Annotated in this window: 18 protein-coding genes; 11 read left to right on the top strand and 7 right to left on the bottom strand. The window is 38.1% G+C overall.

Annotated elements, in window-relative coordinates; translation table 11 throughout:
• Window positions 1-68: 68 nt before the first annotated feature.
• Both P278_RS16310 and lysS read left to right on the top strand, forming a co-directional pair.
• Complete coding sequence (locus P278_RS16310; RefSeq protein WP_051413635.1) at window positions 69-527, top strand: DUF1573 domain-containing protein; 459 nt, start codon at window positions 69-71, stop codon at window positions 525-527.
• A 255-nt stretch (window positions 528-782) separates the two neighbouring features.
• Complete coding sequence (gene lysS, locus P278_RS16305) at window positions 783-2474, top strand: lysine--tRNA ligase (protein ID WP_038269109.1); 1692 nt, start codon at window positions 783-785, stop codon at window positions 2472-2474.
• Window positions 2475-2578: 104 nt separating this feature from the next.
• On the opposite strand, the gene P278_RS16300 is transcribed toward lysS, so the two are convergent.
• Together P278_RS16300 and P278_RS16295 are read right to left on the bottom strand one after the other, a co-directional pair.
• Complete coding sequence (locus P278_RS16300; RefSeq protein WP_038269106.1) at window positions 2579-2938, bottom strand: hypothetical protein; 360 nt, start codon at window positions 2936-2938, stop codon at window positions 2579-2581.
• A 275-nt stretch (window positions 2939-3213) separates the two neighbouring features.
• Window positions 3214-3639: a hypothetical protein gene (locus P278_RS16295; RefSeq protein ID WP_038269103.1), complete on the bottom strand. Its 426-nt coding sequence runs from the start codon at window positions 3637-3639 to the stop codon at window positions 3214-3216.
• Between the two features lie 296 nt (window positions 3640-3935).
• On the opposite strand from P278_RS16295, the gene P278_RS16290 reads away from it, so the two are divergent.
• The 8 genes from P278_RS16290 to P278_RS16255 all read left to right on the top strand — a co-directional run bounded on the left by P278_RS16290 (window position 3936) and on the right by P278_RS16255 (window position 15373).
• A complete protein-coding gene (locus P278_RS16290) occupies window positions 3936-6683 on the top strand; it encodes a PSD1 and planctomycete cytochrome C domain-containing protein (protein ID WP_051413634.1) in 2748 nt (915 codons plus the stop codon).
• 3 nt (window positions 6684-6686) lie between these two features.
• Entirely contained in the window at window positions 6687-8195 is a 1509-nt protein-coding gene (locus P278_RS16285) for a DUF1501 domain-containing protein (RefSeq protein WP_038269100.1), read from the top strand.
• Window positions 8196-8214: 19 nt separating this feature from the next.
• Window positions 8215-9096 carry a sugar phosphate isomerase/epimerase family protein gene (locus tag P278_RS16280; RefSeq protein ID WP_038269194.1) on the top strand — a complete coding sequence of 294 codons (882 nt, stop codon included), beginning with the start codon at window positions 8215-8217 and terminating at the stop codon, window positions 9094-9096.
• Between the two features lie 9 nt (window positions 9097-9105).
• Window positions 9106-10491 (top strand): c-type cytochrome domain-containing protein, encoded by a 1386-nt coding sequence (locus P278_RS16275; RefSeq protein WP_038269097.1) that lies wholly within the window; start codon window positions 9106-9108, stop codon window positions 10489-10491.
• A 71-nt stretch (window positions 10492-10562) separates the two neighbouring features.
• Window positions 10563-11015, top strand: coding sequence for a Spy/CpxP family protein refolding chaperone (locus P278_RS16270; RefSeq protein ID WP_038269094.1), 453 nt, complete (start codon window positions 10563-10565; stop codon window positions 11013-11015).
• A 265-nt stretch (window positions 11016-11280) separates the two neighbouring features.
• Window positions 11281-12819 (top strand): sulfatase, encoded by a 1539-nt coding sequence (locus P278_RS16265; RefSeq protein WP_038269091.1) that lies wholly within the window; start codon window positions 11281-11283, stop codon window positions 12817-12819.
• Window positions 12820-13051: 232 nt separating this feature from the next.
• Complete coding sequence (locus P278_RS16260) at window positions 13052-13519, top strand: hypothetical protein (RefSeq protein WP_038269088.1); 468 nt, start codon at window positions 13052-13054, stop codon at window positions 13517-13519.
• A gap of 285 nt (window positions 13520-13804) precedes the next feature.
• A complete protein-coding gene (locus tag P278_RS16255; RefSeq protein ID WP_038269085.1) occupies window positions 13805-15373 on the top strand; it encodes a serine hydrolase in 1569 nt (522 codons plus the stop codon).
• A gap of 493 nt (window positions 15374-15866) precedes the next feature.
• Here P278_RS16255 and P278_RS16250 read toward each other — a convergent pair whose 3' ends face one another.
• The 5 genes from P278_RS16250 to P278_RS16230 form a co-directional block, all read right to left on the bottom strand.
• Window positions 15867-16103, bottom strand: coding sequence for a DUF5522 domain-containing protein (locus tag P278_RS16250; protein ID WP_139226743.1), 237 nt, complete (start codon window positions 16101-16103; stop codon window positions 15867-15869).
• A 191-nt stretch (window positions 16104-16294) separates the two neighbouring features.
• The gene (gene hemL / locus P278_RS16245) at window positions 16295-17584 is read right to left on the bottom strand and encodes a glutamate-1-semialdehyde 2,1-aminomutase (protein WP_038269080.1); all 1290 of its coding nucleotides are present in this window, start codon (window positions 17582-17584) and stop codon (window positions 16295-16297) included.
• Between the two features lie 9 nt (window positions 17585-17593).
• On the bottom strand, window positions 17594-18418 hold the full coding sequence (locus P278_RS16240; protein ID WP_038269078.1) for a glucosaminidase domain-containing protein: 825 nt from the start codon (window positions 18416-18418) through the stop codon (window positions 17594-17596).
• Window positions 18411-19319 (bottom strand): 1-aminocyclopropane-1-carboxylate deaminase/D-cysteine desulfhydrase, encoded by a 909-nt coding sequence (locus tag P278_RS16235; protein WP_038269076.1) that lies wholly within the window; start codon window positions 19317-19319, stop codon window positions 18411-18413. The genes P278_RS16240 and P278_RS16235 overlap by 8 nt, the downstream gene beginning before the upstream one ends.
• A gap of 43 nt (window positions 19320-19362) precedes the next feature.
• Entirely contained in the window at window positions 19363-19704 is a 342-nt protein-coding gene (locus P278_RS16230) for a hypothetical protein (protein ID WP_038269073.1), read from the bottom strand.
• A gap of 135 nt (window positions 19705-19839) precedes the next feature.
• Between P278_RS16230 and P278_RS16620 the strand changes: the two genes are divergently transcribed.
• Window positions 19840-20001 carry a DUF5522 domain-containing protein gene (locus tag P278_RS16620; RefSeq protein ID WP_161808370.1) on the top strand — a complete coding sequence of 54 codons (162 nt, stop codon included), beginning with the start codon at window positions 19840-19842 and terminating at the stop codon, window positions 19999-20001.
• Window positions 20002-20045: the final 44 nt, after the last annotated feature.

Here is a 20045-nt window from a genome sequence, read left to right as displayed (position 1 = left end):
CATCAAAACTTTAAGTATATGGATCGTTTTATGATGTTTGTAACCTATTAACCAAAAAAAACATCATCATGACATCATTATTCAACTTCAAACCACAAAGAACCATTTTGGCTACCAGTATTATTTTGTTCCTTTTAGCCTTATTCGCAAGTTTTACCTGTCCCGCTCAGGATCAGGCGAAGTTAACCAAGTCCGGTAAATTTTCATTTGACACAGAAGAAATTAATTATGGGAACCTTCAACAAAATTCAAATGGAGATCGCGTTTTTATTTTTACCAATACCGGCAATGCTCCGATTGTCATTTCACAGGTAAAAACTTCATGTGGTTGTACCGTACCAACGTATTCAAAGTTACCTGTACTTCCGGGGGAGAAAGGAGAAATCAAAGTTCAGTATGATACCAACAGATTAGGAGCTTTTAACAAAACGATCACTATCATATCAAATGCCACTGATGGTAATAAGATATTGCGTATTAAAGGGAATGTACTAAAGTCAAATCACAACATATCAGACACTAAATAAATTGTCTTATTAGATAATTCATCTGCCATTCTTAAGAATATGTAATATCAGCGGTACAACATGGTAAATGTCGGTTTGAGCGTAATGCAAACTTTTTTAATTGTTCATAAAGAATGGTTTGGAATGCGACTCGAACTGACTTTATGTGTTCAAAACATTTTTTTTCTGACGGTATCCTTTAATAACCGACTCTTCCTAAAAAAGATGCTCCTGATTGTCTGAAAAAATGTAATTTTGCAGTTCAAAATAAAAAGCATGCAACTTTCAGAGCAAGAAATTATTAGGAGAGAGAAACTCGAGAAGTTAAGAGATTTAGGTATAGAGCCGTTTCCGGCAGCATTATTTCCGGTAGATCATACCTCGAAAAAAATAAAAGAAACCTACGAAGAGGGGAAAAAGGTGGTTATTTCCGGCCGTTTAATGTCAAGACGTATTCAGGGAAAAGCCTCTTTTGCTGAGCTTCAAGATAGTGAAGGCCGAATCCAGGTATATTTCAATCGTGATGAAATTTGTACCGGTGAGGACAAGACAAAATACAACGATGTTTATAAAAAGCTTCTTGACATTGGTGATTTCATTGGTGTTGAGGGAACGCTTTTCACCACCCAGGTAGGTGAAAAAACGGTGATGGTAAACGACTTTACTTTATTAAGTAAAACACTTAGACCATTACCATTACCAAAGGTTGATAGCGAAGGTAATGTATATGACGAATTTAACGATCCTGAGCAGCGTTATCGAATGCGTTATGTCGATCTTGTTGTAAATCCTAAGGTAAAGGATGTTTTTGTAAAAAGAACCAAGATTATGAACACCATTCGTCAGTTTTACAACGATATGGGATTCCTTGAGGTTGAAACACCTATTTTACAACCTATACCGGGAGGTGCAGCTGCACGCCCGTTCATGACTCACCACAATGCCCTGAACATTCCTCTTTATTTAAGAATCGCTAATGAGCTCTATTTAAAAAGGCTTATTGTTGGAGGTTTTGATGGGGTTTATGAGTTTGCTAAAGATTTTCGTAATGAAGGGATGGACAGAACGCACAATCCTGAGTTTACGGTAATGGAGATGTACGCAGCTTACAAAGACTATAACTGGATGATGGATACCACTGAAGAGCTCCTTGAGAAAATAGCTATTGAGTTACATGGTTCTTCAAAGGTTCTTTTAGACGGAAAAGAGATTGATTATAAAGCTCCTTATAAAAGAATTGGTATTCTTGATGCCATTAAAGAGCATACAGGTCATGATCTTTATCAGAAATCTGAGGAGGAAGTCAGAGAAGCTTGTAAAGCTATGGACATTGAGGTGGATGAGACCATGGGTATCGGTAAAATGATTGACGAGATCTTTGGAGAAAAATGTGAGCATTTATATGTACAGCCAACGTTCATTATTGATTATCCGGTTGAAATGAGCCCACTTACCAAAAAGCACCGTTCAAAGCCCGGGCTAACGGAAAGGTTTGAATTAATTGTTAACGGGAAGGAATTAGCGAATGCTTATTCTGAGTTGAATGATCCTATCGATCAGCGTGAACGTTTTGAAGAACAGTTAAAACTTTCGGAAAAAGGTGATGATGAGGCCATGTTTATCGATCAAGATTTCCTAAGAGCTTTAGAATATGGAATGCCTCCTACCAGTGGTATTGGAATCGGTATTGATCGTTTGACGATGTTCATGACTGACAGTCATTCTATCCAGGACGTATTATTCTTCCCTCAGATGAAGCCTGAGCGTAAAAAAGTAGCGATGACGGAAGAAGAAAAAGAAGTTTTTAATATTTTGAAATCTCATTCTCCTATGGACCTTAATGTTTTAAAAGAGCAATCTGGGCTTAGCAATAAAAAATGGGATAAGACTATAAAGGGATTGACCAAGAACAAACTTGCAAAAGTTAGCAAGTCTAATGATGGTTTATTTGTTGAAATAGCCGAGTAACAATTATCAAATACGCTTTCAATTTCCTATTCGAAAAAGAACAGGTTTCGATGAAAGTCAAAATCAGAACACATAAAAAAAGGCCTTCTTATGAAGGTCTTTTTTTATACCGCAAGATTTCCGTTAAAGAAACTTTGATCGCGCATCGGTTCATTTATACTGATACAATTGAGTTCCGGATGCGATTCGTTAAAATAAACGTAAACCGGTTCATTTAATTTCGGGAGCTCCAGATAGGCCTCTTTTTCTGACACTTTAATAAAAATGGTTCCTTCCCCGGTTTCTGGCACATATTTTCCATTTGGTAAACTTACGGCATCATCGGTAAAAAAGACCTGCACCGTATGCCCTTCGCCCGAACATACCAGTTGACCATATACAGGATAATTAATTTGATTAATTTGGACAGATGATTTGGTTTGATCCAGGTGGTAATCCTCAACTAAAAATACTTTGCTACACATAATTTAAAGAGTTTAAGATTAGTGAATACATATTGAGGTGAAGTACAGCTGACGGGGTTCTTTATAGCTCTAAATTAAACAACTGATAGCGACCAGAATATTAAAATTGTTATACGACAAAAAAATCCGCCTAAACAGCGGATTTTTCACTTTCCAAAATTAAGTATGAAAACAAAAAAATACATTCTTTAAAAAAAGATCTTTACAGTAAGCAGAGTCCCTCAATTCCGCTTACCGTAAATCTCTTACTTTAAATGCATGCATATTAACATTGATCAAAATTTTATATTACTTGTTGACATAGAAAAGGATGTTTCATAATCTAATTCATCCAGATCTATATATTTAATCTGACTCAAGGTACCAATGTATGGATCGAAATCATGAGGTAAATATTTATCAGATTCTATATTGGCTCCAACCTCTAATTCAGCATCGATATCAACATATTCTATTGCATCCAATGAACCTAAATAAGGGTCAAAACCTTTAGGTAAATATGGGGTGGTATCAAATCCTAAATCAAACTCTTCGTTATCTTCAATATATTCAATCGTTTTTAAATCAAGTTGATTATCCGGATCTTCAATTGTTATTTCAATTGTATTTGAGTTTGAATTCAACTCATAAGGCTCTGTACTATTTTGTGTAACTGCTTCTCCTCCCAAAAGCAAACTACTGATTACAATAAATTTAAACATGGTTGTTAGTTTTTAGTTTCTATTTTTTGATTGACTTTACTATTAAGACTATCTAGAATTCAAACTGTTACGCGTTTTAGGAGGATTTTAACTATTTAGCACAAATTTTTAGAGAACCTTAAGAAATTCCCGGAAGAAGACATATTTTACTATTAGTAATAACCTTGGATGCATAAAAAATTATATATAAATTTTACCGCGAAAGATTTATTGTGATATTTCTAGTTTTTAACAAAAAAAGATATAAAACTTTCGTATTATAGCGAATTAAACCTTCATTTTGTTTCTTTTGGAATATGAGCATTATAAAAGGATTACATATAAGAACCGTTATAGTTTTACTATTTGTAACACTTGCCATTGTTGTAACATATAACCTGGTAAAGCCGGAGCAGGTTGTCAGTTTTAGTTCGGATATAAAACCAATTCTTAATAAACACTGTATATCGTGCCATGGCGGAGTTAAAAAAAATGGAGGATTTAGTCTTCTGTTTGAGGAGGAAGCCTTTGCAAAAACGGAATCAGGAATTCCGGCTATTATTCCTGGTGATGCAAAGAACAGTTCATTTATCAAGCGATTGCACGAAAGTGATCCTGAACTTAGAATGCCTTACAAGCGGCCTGCCCTTTCTAAGGAGGAAATAACCTTACTCACTAAATGGATAGATCAGGGAGCAAAGTGGGGAGCCCATTGGGCATACTCGGCCCCTCAGGAGGTTGAAATTCCAAAACACCAGGAGACTGCTAATGTTATTGATGGATCGAATATCAGACCGGTGAATGAAATTGATCATTTTATTTTAACCAAACTGGAAGAACAAAATATTCAACCAAATGCTTTAGCTGATTCTACGACGCTGATCAGAAGGTTATCATTAGATATCACAGGTTTACCGCCAAGTGAATCGTTATTTAAACAATGGACCACAAATAAGCTCTCGTATAGTGCTTTAACCGATAGCCTCCTTTCCAAAAACACTTATGGTGAGAAATGGGCTTCCTGGTGGTTAGATCTGGCCCGTTATGCAGATAGTAAAGGTTATGAAAAAGACAATGGGCGTACCATGTGGCGTTACAGGGATTGGGTAATCAATGCTTTTAACGAAAACATGCCTTTTGATCAATTTACTGTTGAGCAATTAGCAGGTGATCTGCTTGACGAACCTACTACCGATCAGATGATTGCCACCGCCTTTCACAGAAATACCATGAATAATGATGAGGGAGGAACGGATGACGAAGAGTTCCGTGTGGCAGCCGTTATGGATCGTGTAAACACAACTTTTGATGTATGGCAAAGTACTACCATGGCTTGTGTACAGTGTCATAGTCATCCATACGATCCGTTTAAGCATGAGGAATACTATGGAATAATGGGATTCTTTAACAACACTCGTGACGAGGACACTCCTGGTGATGAACCTGTTATAAAGTTTTACAACGACGATCAACGTGATAAAATTGATAAGGTTAACCAATGGATAGAAAAGCATGGTAATCAACAATTGGCAAAAAGTTATAAAAACTTTTTGTTATTCAACGAACCTATTTACCAGGGTCATCTTGCAGAAGACTTTACAAATGGGGAATTACAGGACACCAAATGGTTATCCTTATGGGATAACGGGTCATGTTATTTGAAAGACATTTATACTCAAGGCTCCTCCTATATTTATTTAAATTACTGGACAAACAACAATGGCACCAAAATAATCATCAGGGAAAAAGACAAAAACGGACAGATCCTGTCTTCATTTACCTTGAACAAAACCAATGGAAGAACCATAGATCGTTTTCCATTAAAATCTATCGATTATAAAACTGACCTGTATATTGAAGCTCATAATAGTTCCCTTGGGCCACAACAAGGAACCAGCTCTATAGTATGGTTTGGGTTTTTAGAGGATCTCCCAGGAAAACAGGAATCAGGATATGCTCAAATTGACGATTCATTTTTATCTCTTTTAAACACTCGTACTCCTACGTTGCCCATCATGCTGGACAACCCATCTTATATGGCCCGGGAAAATAGATTCTTTGAAAGGGGTAACTGGTTGTTGAAGGGGGATACTGTAAAGCCACACACCCCTCCTGCACTTAACGAATGGAATCCTGACTGGCCAAATACCAGGTTGGGCTTATCCAAATGGCTGGTTAGCAAACAAAATCCATTAACTGCCCGAACAGTGGTTAATCGAATATGGCATCAGTTATTTGGCAGGGGTATTGTTTCTACATTGGAAGATATGGGAACCCAGTCTGAACCGCCTTCTCATCGTGCTTTATTAGATTGGCTGGCTTTCAGATTAATGAATGAACACGACTGGCAATTAAAACCTTTAATCAAGGATATTGTTATGTCCAGAACCTACAGACAAAGCTCTAAAAGTAATGCAGCGTTATATAATACAGACCCTGAAAATAAATTTTATGCAAGAGGTCCGAGACATCGATTGAGTGCTGAACAAGTGAGAGATCAAGCACTCATGGTCTCGGGATTAATCAGTTATAAAATGGGCGGTCCGAGTGTGATGCCTCCGCAGCCTGACGGAATATGGCAAACGGTATATAGTGGTGCAAAATGGACCGAAAGCAAAGGAGAGGACAAATACCGCAGAGGTATTTATACTTATTTAAAGCGAACCAGCCCTTACCCTTCATTTATTTCATTTGATGCTGGTAGCCGGGAGGTTTGTACCATACGCAGAACTATCACCAACACTCCTTTACAGGCATTGGTTACTTTAAATGATCCGGTTTACCTGGAGGCTTCTTTTTATCTGGCTGAGCAAATGCTGGAAAAGGAGGATATCCGTGAGGCCATCGCCTATGGATATCGACGTGCTATGTTTACTGACATTTCCGAAACTAAAATAAGTGAACTTGAAAAGCTTTATGACGAAGCATTTACAGAGTTTAACAATGATTCAGATCGTACAAAAGATTTTCTTAGTTACGACGCTACCCCTACGGCAAAAGAAGCTGCAATGACAGTGGTAGCAGGAGCTATTATGAATTTGGATGAATTTCTGACTAAATCTTAAAAGATGGATAACACAGAAAGACTGATACAGGAAAAAATAAAACGCGAAATAGAAACACAAACGCGCAGGCACTTTATAAAGGACTGTGTTGCCGGGATGGGAGGCATTGCACTAAGCTCTCTTTTCTTTTCATGCAATAGCTTTTTTGACAATAAAAAAGGCGGCAAGTTAAGTTTAACAGAGCGCGATTTAAATCCACTCGCTACTTTGGCACCTCCTTTTCCCCCGAAGGTGAAGTCGGTTATATATTTACATATGGCCGGGGCACCCTCGCAATTAGAAATGTTTGATTACAAGCCTGAATTACAAAAACTACATAACCAGTCGTGTCCTGAATCGTTTTTAGAAGGTCGGAAATTTGCCTTTATCCGCGGTGTTCCTAAATTATTAGGTCCGCAAGCTAAATTTAAACAAGTTGGAGAAGCAGGAAACTGGGTTTCGGAGTATTTACCACATTTTAAAAAGGTGGCCGATGAAGTCGCTTTTTTAAAGGCTGTGAATACCGATCAATTTAATCATGGTCCTGCCCAATTATTTATGCACACCGGAAGTCCACGATTAGGAAGACCTAGTATTGGTTCCTGGGTTACTTATGGTCTGGGGTCAGAGAATCAAAATCTTCCCGGCTTTGTTGTTTTAACTTCGGGAGGTAAAAACCCAAGTGCCGGAAAGAGTGTTTGGGGTAGTGGATTTCTACCATCTGTATACCAGGGAGTGCAATGCCGCTCGAAAGGGGATCCGGTGTTATATATCGATGACCCAAAGGGGATGTCAAGAGGGCTAAAGAAGCGAACTATTGATGCCATCAATTCGATTAACAAAGAAGAATTTGACAACTATTCTGATCCGGAAACGCTTGCCAGAATCAATCAGTATGAAATGGCTTATCGTATGCAAATTGCAGTCCCGGAAGTAATGAATATCAATAATGAACCTGATTATATTAAAGAAATGTACGGCGTTGAAAAGGGAAAAGAGTCTTTTGCCAACAACTGTCTTCTTGCCAGAAAACTTGTTGAAAAAGGTGTTCGGTTTGTACAATTATTTGATTGGGGCTGGGACAGCCATGGAACGGACCACAGTACTGCTGTAGATTTAGGTTTAAAAAATAAATGTAGAGAGATCGATCGTCCGATTTCTGCTTTAATACTCGACCTCAAACAACGTGGGTTATTAGACGACACACTCGTTGTATGGGGAGGTGAATTTGGAAGAACGCCTATGCAGGAAAACCGCGAAGGAAAAGAACAAGGCTATAAAGGACGTGATCATCACGTAGATGCCTTTACCATGTGGATGGCCGGAGGTGGTGTTAAGAAAGGTGCTTCCTGGGGAAAGACTGATGAAATAGGATTTTCGGCGCTTGAAGGGCAAGTATCGGTGCATGATGTTCATGCTACCATACTTCACTTATTAGGATTCAATCACGAACAATTCACTTATGATTTCCAAGGCCGACCATTTAGATTAACCGATGTACACGGACATGTCATTAAAGAGATACTTGCTTAACCACGAAACGAACCATGCAATGAAAAAAACTGCATTATTATTACTCATTTTTTTATTTGGGATTTTATGTACCGCTCTATCACAAGAGCGCGTATTATTTTTTCAAACCAACTGGGGCAATCAACTGTCATGGGATGAGTTTTGTAAAAAAGCAAAGGCTTCAGGTTTTGATGGAATTGATATTTGGTTACCCAATAACAAAGAAAGCCAACAAGACTTAAAAGAAGCCTTAGCTAAATACGACCTTAAATTAAACCTAATGCACGGAACCGTTAAGGGGATACCGTTAGCCGAAAGTTTAAAAAAATACGAAACGCGGCTTGAGGAATTAATGCAATGGAACCCTGTTCTTATTAATTCTCATACCGGAAGTGATTTTTTCAGCTACGAAGACAATCTTAAGTTTATTGCCATAGGTAACAAACTAAGTAAAAAGTACAATATCCCGGTCTATCACGAAACACATCGCGGGCGCTTTAGTTACAGTATGACTGAGACCTTGAAATATCTTGACAAGGCCAAAGAGCTTCCTTTGACTCTGGACATGAGTCATTGGATGGTGGTACATGAATCTTTACTCCAAAATCAACCAGATCGATGGGATACGATTATTGACAACGTACATCATATTCATGCCAGAGTAGGTTTTCAGGAAGGACCTCAGGTAAATGATCCGGAGGCTCCGGAGTGGAAGAATGCCTTGAAGGCTCATATAGATATCTGGGAGCGAATTATTAAAAAAGGACTGAAGGAGCACCAAGGGGTATTTACGGTCACCTCAGAGTTCGGTCCGCCGAGCTATATGCCAACGGCTCCATATACCAAGATGCCTTTGGGAGATCAATGGAAAGCAAATGTTTTTGTTATGAATGCATTAAAGCAACGTTTAGGGATCCAATAACATTTCGTAATGACTCATTTTTTAACATTTCTGGGGAGGCTGCATCCTCTTATCGTACATTTACCTATTGGCTTTATCCTTCTAGGTTTGCTGTTACAATGGTATAATCGTAAGCAGGACATGCACTTAGACAAGGCCATTTCTATTGCCTTTTTATGGGCCGGGATCAGTGCAGTTGCTGCCTGTATTACGGGCTTACTTCTATATACCCACGAGGGTTTTGCTTACGACACGGTTAAACTGCATTTATGGTTTGGCATCATTACTGCCGTGTGCTCATTTATATATTATGTACGGATCAGTCATATTGCTTTTCATAAAACACCTGTTATTATATTTTCAATTCTTATTCTAATCGTTATAAGTGCTACAGGGCATTTTGGTGGTAATATCACCCATGGGTCAGATTATCTTACGGAACCACTCCCTCCGTCTGTGAAAAGGATTATTGGAATTGAAACTCAAGAGGGAAATGAAATAGCTCTTAACGAAGAAGAATTGGATGACGCCATATTATATTCGGATATAATCCAACCCATTTTAGACAACAAATGCGTTAGCTGTCATGGGCCCAAGAAATCTAAAGGAGAATTAGCTTTGCACACTCCGAAAGCCATCCAAAAAGGGGGAGAAAACGGTGCTGTAATCGACTTAAAAACGCCTGACAGCAGTGCAATATATCATCGTCTGATTCTGCCCGTAGATCATGAAGATCATATGCCTCCAAAGGAAAAGACACCATTAACAAAACATGAAATTGCACTCATTAAAGTTTGGATTGAACATGAAGCCAATTTTGATAAAAGTATAGGGCAGCTTCAATTAGACCACGAATTGTTTACTTCCTTCTTTAAGAATGAAAATTCTTCAGAACTACCTCCGGTTTCAGTAGCAACAGTTTCAAAAGATGTCATTTCTAACCTAAAGAAGTCCACTGCATTTGGGATACAACCGGTTAGTGAAAGCACATCCTTTTTGGGGGTAAGCTGCTTAAATTTTCCGGATTTTAAGGATGCTGATCTCAACACTCTTAAACCCTTGTTTAAAAACATCGTATCTATAGATCTCAGAGGTACCCAGGTAAGTGATGACATTTTCAACAGTTTAATAAAGCTTCCTAATTTACAAACACTAAAGCTAGATAATACCCAGGTTTCAGGTGCCGGGATTGGCAGCCTGCAAAAGCTGGAATATCTGAGAACGATTTCTGTTACCAACACTAATTTTGCAGCGGCTTCTTTAAAGGATCTGGCCTTATTAAAAAACCTGGAAAAGGTATACATTTTCAATACTCCTGCAGCACAATCGCCACAGGAAAATAGTGATAAAACATTCACCATTAACTACGGAAATTACACATTACCTATTATTGCAACGGACACCATTATTTATTAAAAATTCATATTGAATTAAACCTTTTTATCTGAGTGCCAGTCAAAAGGAGAAACATTCAATATTTATTAGTCATGAAAAAAATAATTGGAATTTGTATGTTATCGCTTCTAACAGTTGCGGTGAATGCCCAAGACAAAAAAGAGGATCGAAAAAAGAAATCCAAATCCAGGGTGGAACGCATGGAGAATATGACTCCGGACCAGATGGCTGAATTACAAACAAAGCAAATGGCTGTTGATTTGGATCTTACGGATGCGCAGCAAAAAGAAATTTATACCATCAATAAGGATCAAGCGGTTAAGCGTAAGGAACAAATGGCAAAATGGAGAAGTATGCGCAACAATGATGAAAGACCATCAAGGGATGAAATGATAAAAATGAGAAGTGCGCGATTGGATGAACAAAAAGCGATGCAGGATAGAATGAAAAAAATTCTGGATGACGATCAATATGCCAAATGGAAAAAAATGCAGGAAGAAAGACAGCAGGAAACGAGACGTCGCATGGGAAATCGGAACAAATAAGATCTTATTCCAAAAACATATAAAAGCATTGAAAAGCAACCTCTTCAGGTTGCTTTTTTATTTTGAATTTACCTTTTCTGATGAAGGCTTCACTTTAAAAAACAAATCCTTCTATCCTGGCGAGCATTCGTTGTGAAAACCCCACTGTTCAAATTGGTTCAGACCAGAGAATTAATCCTAAATAACTAGTAGCCTATTTATTTTAAACCTCTCAATAAATTGTAGATTTGAATCTGCATGTATTACTTACCAAACTACTGTGATTATGACAAAAGTTAATATTAAACAACCATCCTTATTAGTGGCGATTATGATCACTTTTGCATTTCTGTCATCATGTGCAAAAGAGCATAAGCAAGTTGATCCGCCAAACATTATTGTTTTTCTTGTTGACGACATGGGACTTATGGATTCTTCGGTTCCATTTCTAACGGACACTAATGGGACTCCTGTTCGTTATCCTTTGAACGAATACTACCGAACTCCAAACATGGAGACACTCGCCAAGCAAGGTATTCGCTTTAGCAATTTTTATGCACATTCGGTTTGTTCTCCTACAAGGGCTTCAATTATGACGGGACAAACATCAGCTCGGCATAGGGTAACCAATTGGGTAAATGCTGAGAATAATAACCGTACCAAGTTTGGGCCTTCGCAATGGAATTGGGAAGGATTAAACAAAAGTTCTGTCACCCTACCAAGGGTATTACAACAAAATGGTTACAGAACCATTCATGTAGGAAAAGCACATTTTGGACCTATTGGTTTTGAAGGTGAGGACCCAACCAATTTAGGGTTTGATGTAAATATCGGAGGGAGTTCTATCGGGCATCCGGGCAGTTATTACGGAAAAGATGGATTTGGCCATATTAAAGGAAATAAAAGCCGTGCGGTACCAGGTTTGGAAAAATACCATGGTAAAGATATTTTCCTTACCGAAGCTTTAACATTAGAAGCTAATGCTATGATTACGCAGGCCAAAGAAGATAACAAGCCGTTCTTCTTATATATGTCACATTACGCTGTGCATGCTCCTTTTCACTCTGATCCGCGTTTTGCAGCTCATTATGAAGACTCCGGAAAATCTCCACAAGCACAAGCCTATGCTACTTTAGTTGAAGGTATCGACAAATCACTTGGTGATATCATCACCCATGTAAAGAGTTTAGGGCTTGGAGAAAATACCTTGATTTTATTTATGGGTGACAATGGATCAGATGCTCCTTTGCCAATAGTTGAAGATTATAGTAGTTCAGAACCACTGAAGGGGAAAAAAGGAAATCATTGGGAAGGTGGTATGCGAGTGCCTTTTATCGCTTCCTGGGTTTCGCCTGATGAAAATGCTGATTCACAAGAAAAGCTAGCTATCCCGGCAGGAGGTATCCAAAACCAGATGGGTACGGTAATCGACTTATTCCCTTCTCTATGTGATATTACGGGTATTGATCTTCCAGAAAAGCATACGCTGGATGGATTCACCTTAAGAAGTCAGCTCGAAGGAAACCACAATAAAACGAGAAACGAACTCTTTTTAAATCATTTTCCTCATGGGGTTCATCGCAGTGATTATTTTACAAGCTTAGTTAATGGTCATTGGAAAGTGGTTTATCACTATCCGGTAAAAGAGAACCCTCGTTATGAATTATTCAATCTGAAGGATGACCCGTTTGAAACTACCAACCTCGCAAATGCAGAACCGGAACAGCTAAAACTTATGATAGCGACCTTAAAAGAGCAGTTGCAAAACACCCAGGCACTCTATCCTGAAAAAGATAGCATCACCTTGAAGTTGACGATGCCTTAATTTTTATTCATTTTACGTTTTATAACATACAAAAAGTCCGGAGTCCAAAGCCCCGGGCTTTTTTTGTGAATTATTATTTATTTAAAAAATACATTTTCTTACATTGCGCTATTAAGAAATTTCGGGTATTCCCGAAAACCATTTATTTTTTTTATAAAGTAATTACAAGTCATCTATTCTTTTGAAGTATTAAGGGATGCTGTGATTACCTGTCCAAACTAAAATTGATACTATGCAAACATGGAATTTTAAGGTTCAAAATAATCCTCTTGAAACAGGTAAGCAATTACAAGCTTCACTGGCGTCAGTAAACGGGTTAGTTTTTAGCATGAATACAACAAAAAACAACGCAATAACCTTTAAAATCCGTAAACGTATTTTATATGCCTGGTACTTAATCTACCAGAATTACATTATTGTAGATGGAAAATTATCAGAATCAGGCACTGAAGGTGAAACGAATGTAGAAGTTTCCTTTACCAAACATTTTTTAATGAGGCTGATCATATTTACCCATATATTTTTGGGCTTAGGATTTCTCCTTGTCATTATTTCAGGAGTAAGCAGCAACGCTTCGATGTATATAATTGGAGGGATCTTATTAGCTATAGGTCTTTTTATTTGGTATGATGAAAGGAAGAGAACTAACAAGAAAATTCAGGAGTTCAAGACGTTGATCTCTGGAATAATGACTTTTTAAGATCAATTTTATGATGACTCAATGGTACTAAAGGAACTACTATCATAATAAAGAGATTGTCGGAAAATTCAAATTTGGCTGGCAGAAATCCGACAAACTTATGAAGTTCATTGAATATAGGATCGAAAAAGAAATATCAGCAACTCATACCCTCTATATTTTATCTTCCATTCTGATTTGGCAAGGATTTCCGGGCACCCCTATTAATTACACTCATTTTTAGTAAGTTAGATGTTTAAAACTCAATGATCATCAAACAAAAAAATTAACATAGGGAGATCCGTTATGAAAAGATCAGTACCATTTCTATTAGTTGCACTTACTATAGTTTTCATTAATTCTGTTTATGCACAAGGGGTTACTTCAGAAGAAGTAGATTCTCTTGTTGGCAGGGCTTTAGCCACAACCCCTTCAGTAGGTATTGCAGTTGCTATTGTAAAGGATGGAAAAAATATACACTCCAAAGGTTATGGCTTCAAGTCTATTGACAGCAATGATCCGGTAGATGAGCACACGATGTTTGCCATTGCCTCAAACTCCAAGGCATTTACCACAGCCGCCTTGTCAATTTTGGTTGATGAAGGTAAACTCAAATGGGAGGATCAGGTTATTGATTACATCCCGGAGTTTAAAATGTATAATGATTACGTAACTACCAATTTTACCATTTTAGATCTTCTTACTCATAGAAGTGGCTTGGGTCTTGGTGCTGGTGATCTCATGATTTTTCCTGACGGAGCAGATTTTACGATTAAAGATGTTCTTAACAGCTTTCAATATCAGCAAGAGGTATCGGCTTTTCGAACGAAATATGATTACGACAATCTTCTTTACATCGTTGCTGGGGAAGTAATCAGTCGGGTGAGTGGCATGAGTTGGGCAGACTATATTCAGTCGCGTATCTTCGATCCGCTGGGGATGAAGAATTCGGCACCAACAGCATCCCTTTTAAGCAAAAATGAGAACCTGGCACTACCTCATGACTCAGCAGGTGAACCCATCAAAACATTGTCTACCTATGACGGAGATCTTGTTGCGGCCGCCGGCGGTATTTATTCTAGTGTTGATGATTTAAGCAAATGGATGCTCATGCACCTCAACAACAGCAAATACGGTAAAGCCCTATCTCAAACATTATTTTCTGAGCAGCAGCAAAATCAAATGTGGCAGCCACATACCCCATTGAGGTTTACGACAAACCCTAATTCCAGGACACAACAACATTTTGCAGCTTATGGTCTTGGTTGGTTCATTGGGGACAAACAAGGAAAAATTGTTATCAGTCATACGGGAGGATTGCCGGGTATGCTGTCTAAAACAGTTTTAGTTCCTGAGTTGAATTTGGGAATTGTGGTGTTGACGAATTCATGGCCCGGGGGGAATGCATATAGTTCCATTCCTGAAATGATCCTTGATTCCTATTTGGAAATTGAAAAACGGGACTGGATTAAAAAATTGGCGGATAATGCAAAAAATACTGGTCATGAATCGGATTCTGTAACCACCAGGGTATGGAAGGTTATTGCAGAAAACAAGACCTCACCTATCGATATTAAAAACTATACGGGTACCTATAGGGATCCATGGTTTGGCGAGGTAGCAATCAGCCTAAAAGAGGGCAAACTTTGGTTTACTTCGTTAAGATCCCCAAAATTGAATGGGCCTATGTTCTATTACAAGGGTACAACATTTGCCATAAAATGGGAATATCGGGAAATGCATGCTGATGCATTTGCCACCTTTAATTTGAATGAAGACGGTAAAGGGATCAGCATTCAGATGAAAGGAATTTCGCCTAATATAGACTTTAGCTTTGATTTTCACGACTTGAACCTTAAGCGTGTTGAGGAGTAATTATCGTGAATTAATATTTCTTACCAGAGATAAGCGTTACTTGTAAAAGCTGCAAAAAAAGAATTCCTCACGATAACCCGGAAGCTATGATTTGCGCTAACGAATGAACCTTTTGCAAAGATTGCCTGGATCTGGTTATATTTAATGTATGTCCTAAATAGTAGCTGTCAATTTAAAAAACGGCTAATCAGTCCTTAGTGAGTTAATTAAAAATCCTATACGGAGGGACCCCGTATTTATATCTATTGAGAAAAATAGGTGTCTAGAAAAATTCCGGAATATCGATGTCAGGAAAAGATAGAGGATTCAAGAAAGGATTAAAAAGGAATGTTCCTCATCGTTTTATAAAACCCAACACGAACCATGTTAAATGGCAGGCAATTGATTTAGCATCTAGTTGGCTTATTAGTACTATCAGCTGGTCGGGATGACAGGAAGAGCCGATTATTTATAGCGTGTTTGCTGTCGACTGACTCTTAGGATCAAAGAGGGATTAATTCTTTCGATAAGGACAATGTAAACAACCATTTCCACAGCATTTCCCTCTTCTCAGGTGATACCAGGAGGTAAAGACATAATTTCCGTCTTCGTTGACGTAGTAATCGATGGTTTCCACCAATTGTTCAGCCTTACCCAATCCGGCAATGGTTCTTCTTTTTTCGGGCGTCAGATCACTTGTATATTCCGCTATTCTATTAGCCACCACATTCTTTAAACACTCTTGACACAAGCAACCCATATTTGGTTCCAAGGGCATGATGGCAGGATAAGCATTACACCAGCATCCGGATGAATAACAGGTAAATGAAGTATGACACTGGGGACAGGATTTGGTTCTTGGGGTACTCACCTAATGTTCTATATTTTTAACAACAAGCCCGAGCTATCAGGCCCGGGCTTGCATCTTTACTTTATATATGCTTATGCTAAACTTCTCAGTACTTTATTTACAGCATTGATAGTATAATCAAGGTCATCGTATGTTAGTGCATCATTCAGGAACCAACTTTCGAAGGCGCTCGGAGGCAAATATACTCCTTCGGCCAACATCCCATGGAAAAACTTTTTAAAAGTATCATTATTTCCTTTGGCCGCTGAATCGAAGTCCACTACTGCTTCCTCGGTAAAGTGTACAGAAATCATAGATCCTAAACGGTTGATCGTATAAGGTATTTTCGCATCGTTAAGCACTTTCGTCAACCCTTTATGCAGGTAGGCTGTTTTTTCAGACAGGCTGCTAAAGATCTCAGGGTTTTCATTTAATTCGCTCAACATGGCTAATCCGGCGGCCATTGCTAATGGATTACCACTTAAAGTTCCAGCCTGATATACAGGTCCTAGTGGCGCCAGATGATTCATGATTTCGTTTCTTGAAGCAAAAGCCCCTACAGGTAAGCCACCTCCAATCACTTTTCCAAAACAAACGATATCGGCTTTTATATTCAATAGTTCCTGAGCACCTCCTTTGGCAAGGCGGAAACCGGTCATGACCTCATCAAAGATCAACAACACTCCGTGCTCATCACATAATTTTCTTAGTCCCTCCAAAAATCCAGGCTTTGGAATAATACAGCCCATATTACCGGCTACCGGTTCCAGAATAATTGCTGCAACTTCTTCTTTATTTGCTTTAAGGAGTTCTTCTACATTATCCAGGTCGTTATAGCGTGCCAACAAGGTGTCTTTAGCTGTACCTTGTGTAACGCCCGGACTATTCGGGCTACCAAAGGTTACCGCTCCACTACCCGCCTGAATAAGGAATGAATCTGAATGTCCGTGATAACAACCGGCAAACTTTATTATTTTGTCTCTTCCTTTATATCCACGTGCCAGTCGAACTGCACTCATACAAGCTTCCGTACCACTATTCACAAAACGAATCTTATCGATATTTGGGACCATGGAAACTGCAAGTTTTGCAATTTCAGTTTCGATTTCTGTAGGGATTCCAAATGAAGTTCCCTTCTGGGCTTTGTCAACAACCGCATCGATAACAGGTTGGTGAGCATGTCCTAAAATCATCGGACCCCATGAGGCGATATAATCAATAAGTTTATTACCGTCTTCATCATACAAATAAGCACCCTTTGCTTCTTTCACAAACACAGGTTCGCCTCCGACTGCATTAAATGCTCTAACCGGTGAGTTCACACCTCCCGGGATATACTTTTGAGCTTCAGCAAATAAGGCGCTACTTCTTTTATAAATCATTCTTCTCTCTTAATTTTTTATTATTAATTTCTGACCAATAGCAATAATATTATCACGTAAACCATTCAAACGCTTTAATACATCGACAGTCAGGTTATATCTTCTTGAAATCGAATACAAAGTTTCTCCCTTTTCAACCACATGAACATTACCGGAAGACTTAGCAACCACGACAGGAGTATCCACTACTTCCTCGTAACGGCCTTTTAAAACTTCTTTATCTAAATTATACAATTCATATCGTTGGATCAGGCTGATCAATTTTTCAGGATATCTTCTATCCGTTGCGTATCCTGCCTTTCTTAATCCTCTGGCCCAACCTTTATAATCGCTTGGCTTTAATTTAAACAAGAAAGCATATCTGCTTCGGGTTGTCAGGAACCTGGAGTGATCTTCAAATGATTGTCCCGGATCGCTATATTTTCTAAAACATTCTCCTTTTTCATCATCATCATGAAATACACCTTCACCACCCCAATTATGACATTTTATACCAAAGTGATTGTTTGCCTTTCTCACTAAAGTACCTTTTCCTGCTCCGCTTTCCAGAATGGCCTGAGCCATAGTTATACTGGCCGGGATTCCGTGCTCTACCATATTTTGCTTGGCAACAGGACTAAAGTAATCGATATAATCCTGAACAGTATTGATGGTTACGGTTGTTTTAGAGGTTGACTCGAGCGTTTCCTTTTCGGTCTCGTCCCTCGAATCATTTTTATTTACAACAACCTCACGTTTAACGGGCGGTCTTTTCTTGCTGGAGGCTACTTTCTTTTTAGATCCACAGCTTGCCAAAACAAGCACACACAATAAAATAGTTATTTTTTTAAACATCTATCAAGGGTAGTTTTTTTTGTTTCAATCGTTGATTCATTCCGGCAATACCCTGAAGGCCACCAGTATGGATCACTAAAATTTTTGTATTAGGTTCAAACTTATCATTTTTAATCATATCTACCAGTCCGTAAAGCATTTTTCCTGTATAAACGGGATCCAAAGGGATTTTTGTTTCTCGTTTGAATTCATTTATAAATTCGATCAGTTCCGGCTTGACTTTAGCATATCCTCCAAAATGATAATCGGCAACCAAACTCCAATTTTCCTTGTGGACAAATTTAAGGATTTCATTTTTTAAAAAGTCTCCTTTAAGCGCAGGAAAACCCAGTACTTTTTGGTTAGGGGATGCACTATTGATAATTCCAGAGATCGTACCACCTGTGCCTACACTCACTCCAATATAATCGAACTCAGCATCTTCTTCGGTTAAAATCTCCTCACATCCTTTAACTGCAAGTTGATTGGTACCTCCTTCCGGAACAAGATAGCATTTACCATACTTCGCTGATAATTCTGCCTGAAATTCGGGTATATTTTTATTTCTGTAAGCTGTTCGGGATACAAAATCAAAATGCATTCCGCAATCTTTGGCGAAGCTGAGGGTAGGATTATCAGGAACCTCTTTTTCTAATTCCTCACCTCGTATAACCCCGACACTTTTAAACCCATATTCTTTGGCTGCATATGCGGTAGCTGCAATATGATTTGAATAAGCACCTCCAAAAGTAAGGATGGTATTGTACCCTTTATTTTTGGCTTCAGAAAGATTGTACTTAAGCTTCCGATATTTATTACCTGAAATGAATGGATGGATTAAATCTTCCCGTTTGACAACGAGTTCAATATCCTTTTCTCTGCATATACTGAGAAGTGCTTTTTCATTGTGTATGGATATCATTCGGTAAAGGAAGAATTTATGTTCGTTACACTAACGGAGCCATCTAGACTTTATTTGAAATCCCATAATAATACATAAAGCTCCAGGGACTTCTCGACTTCAAATAACCAGTGTTTTGTTCATTTTTATAAGCCTCTCGTTCAAAACTTATATTTTTATATGCAGTATATGCGTTTCCATATTTAACTATCCCAATAAGCCATTCAGTTAAATAGATCAGGTAAAATGGAATAATCAGCAACTCCAACTGTTGACGAAGATGAATTTTCTCGTGATTAATCAAGACCTGATCTTGCTTTAAAACATCTTCTTTCACAAAGATTACTGGCCATAAGGTTAAACCTACATAGGGTTTTGGAAATATATGTTTAAATACTAAAATCATATTTCACTTATCTCAAACAGTTTTAATTCTGTTATATTTGTAAAGTTAATTATATACGGAGTAATATATAACGAACTATCATAAATAAATTTTAAAGAGTTATTCACAAAATAACTTTTTACGATATTTGTTCGCATGAAAAAGATTATTCCTTTAGAAGAAGGAGATTATTACCTGTCTCCGCAAGGATACAGGGTTTTTACAGAGAAGTATCATTTAAAGCGTGGGTATTGCTGCGAAAGTGGTTGCAAGCACTGTCCATACGGATTTAACAAAAAGACTAATACTCAAAAATAAATAAGCTTTCTTTTGGATAACAACCTTATGAAATACAAGTCTAC

The sequence above is a fragment of the Zhouia amylolytica AD3 genome (genome assembly GCF_000511935.2).
Lineage (GTDB): Bacteria > Bacteroidota > Bacteroidia > Flavobacteriales > Flavobacteriaceae > Zhouia > Zhouia amylolytica.
The sequence above is the reverse complement of the archived record's forward strand: the minus strand, read 5'-3'. Positions and strand labels throughout refer to the sequence as shown.

Bases quoted from the DNA above. Each gene is read 5' to 3' on its own strand.
- P278_RS16310 (WP_051413635.1), top strand. From the start codon at position 69: ATGACATCATTATTCAACTTCAAACCACAAAGAACCATTTTGGCTACC.
- lysS (WP_038269109.1), top strand. From the start codon at position 783: ATGCAACTTTCAGAGCAAGAAATTATTAGGAGAGAGAAACTCGAGAAG.
- P278_RS16300 (WP_038269106.1), bottom strand. From the start codon at position 2,938: ATGTGTAGCAAAGTATTTTTAGTTGAGGATTACCACCTGGATCAAACC.
- P278_RS16295 (WP_038269103.1), bottom strand. From the start codon at position 3,639: ATGTTTAAATTTATTGTAATCAGTAGTTTGCTTTTGGGAGGAGAAGCA.
- P278_RS16290 (WP_051413634.1), top strand. From the start codon at position 3,936: ATGAGCATTATAAAAGGATTACATATAAGAACCGTTATAGTTTTACTA.
- P278_RS16285 (WP_038269100.1), top strand. From the start codon at position 6,687: ATGGATAACACAGAAAGACTGATACAGGAAAAAATAAAACGCGAAATA.
- P278_RS16280 (WP_038269194.1), top strand. From the start codon at position 8,215: ATGAAAAAAACTGCATTATTATTACTCATTTTTTTATTTGGGATTTTA.
- P278_RS16275 (WP_038269097.1), top strand. From the start codon at position 9,106: ATGACTCATTTTTTAACATTTCTGGGGAGGCTGCATCCTCTTATCGTA.
- P278_RS16270 (WP_038269094.1), top strand. From the start codon at position 10,563: ATGAAAAAAATAATTGGAATTTGTATGTTATCGCTTCTAACAGTTGCG.
- P278_RS16265 (WP_038269091.1), top strand. From the start codon at position 11,281: ATGACAAAAGTTAATATTAAACAACCATCCTTATTAGTGGCGATTATG.
- P278_RS16260 (WP_038269088.1), top strand. From the start codon at position 13,052: ATGCAAACATGGAATTTTAAGGTTCAAAATAATCCTCTTGAAACAGGT.
- P278_RS16255 (WP_038269085.1), top strand. From the start codon at position 13,805: ATGAAAAGATCAGTACCATTTCTATTAGTTGCACTTACTATAGTTTTC.
- hemL (WP_038269080.1), bottom strand. From the start codon at position 17,584: ATGATTTATAAAAGAAGTAGCGCCTTATTTGCTGAAGCTCAAAAGTAT.
- P278_RS16240 (WP_038269078.1), bottom strand. From the start codon at position 18,418: ATGTTTAAAAAAATAACTATTTTATTGTGTGTGCTTGTTTTGGCAAGC.
- P278_RS16235 (WP_038269076.1), bottom strand. From the start codon at position 19,319: ATGATATCCATACACAATGAAAAAGCACTTCTCAGTATATGCAGAGAA.
- P278_RS16230 (WP_038269073.1), bottom strand. From the start codon at position 19,704: ATGATTTTAGTATTTAAACATATATTTCCAAAACCCTATGTAGGTTTA.
- P278_RS16620 (WP_161808370.1), top strand. From the start codon at position 19,840: ATGAAAAAGATTATTCCTTTAGAAGAAGGAGATTATTACCTGTCTCCG.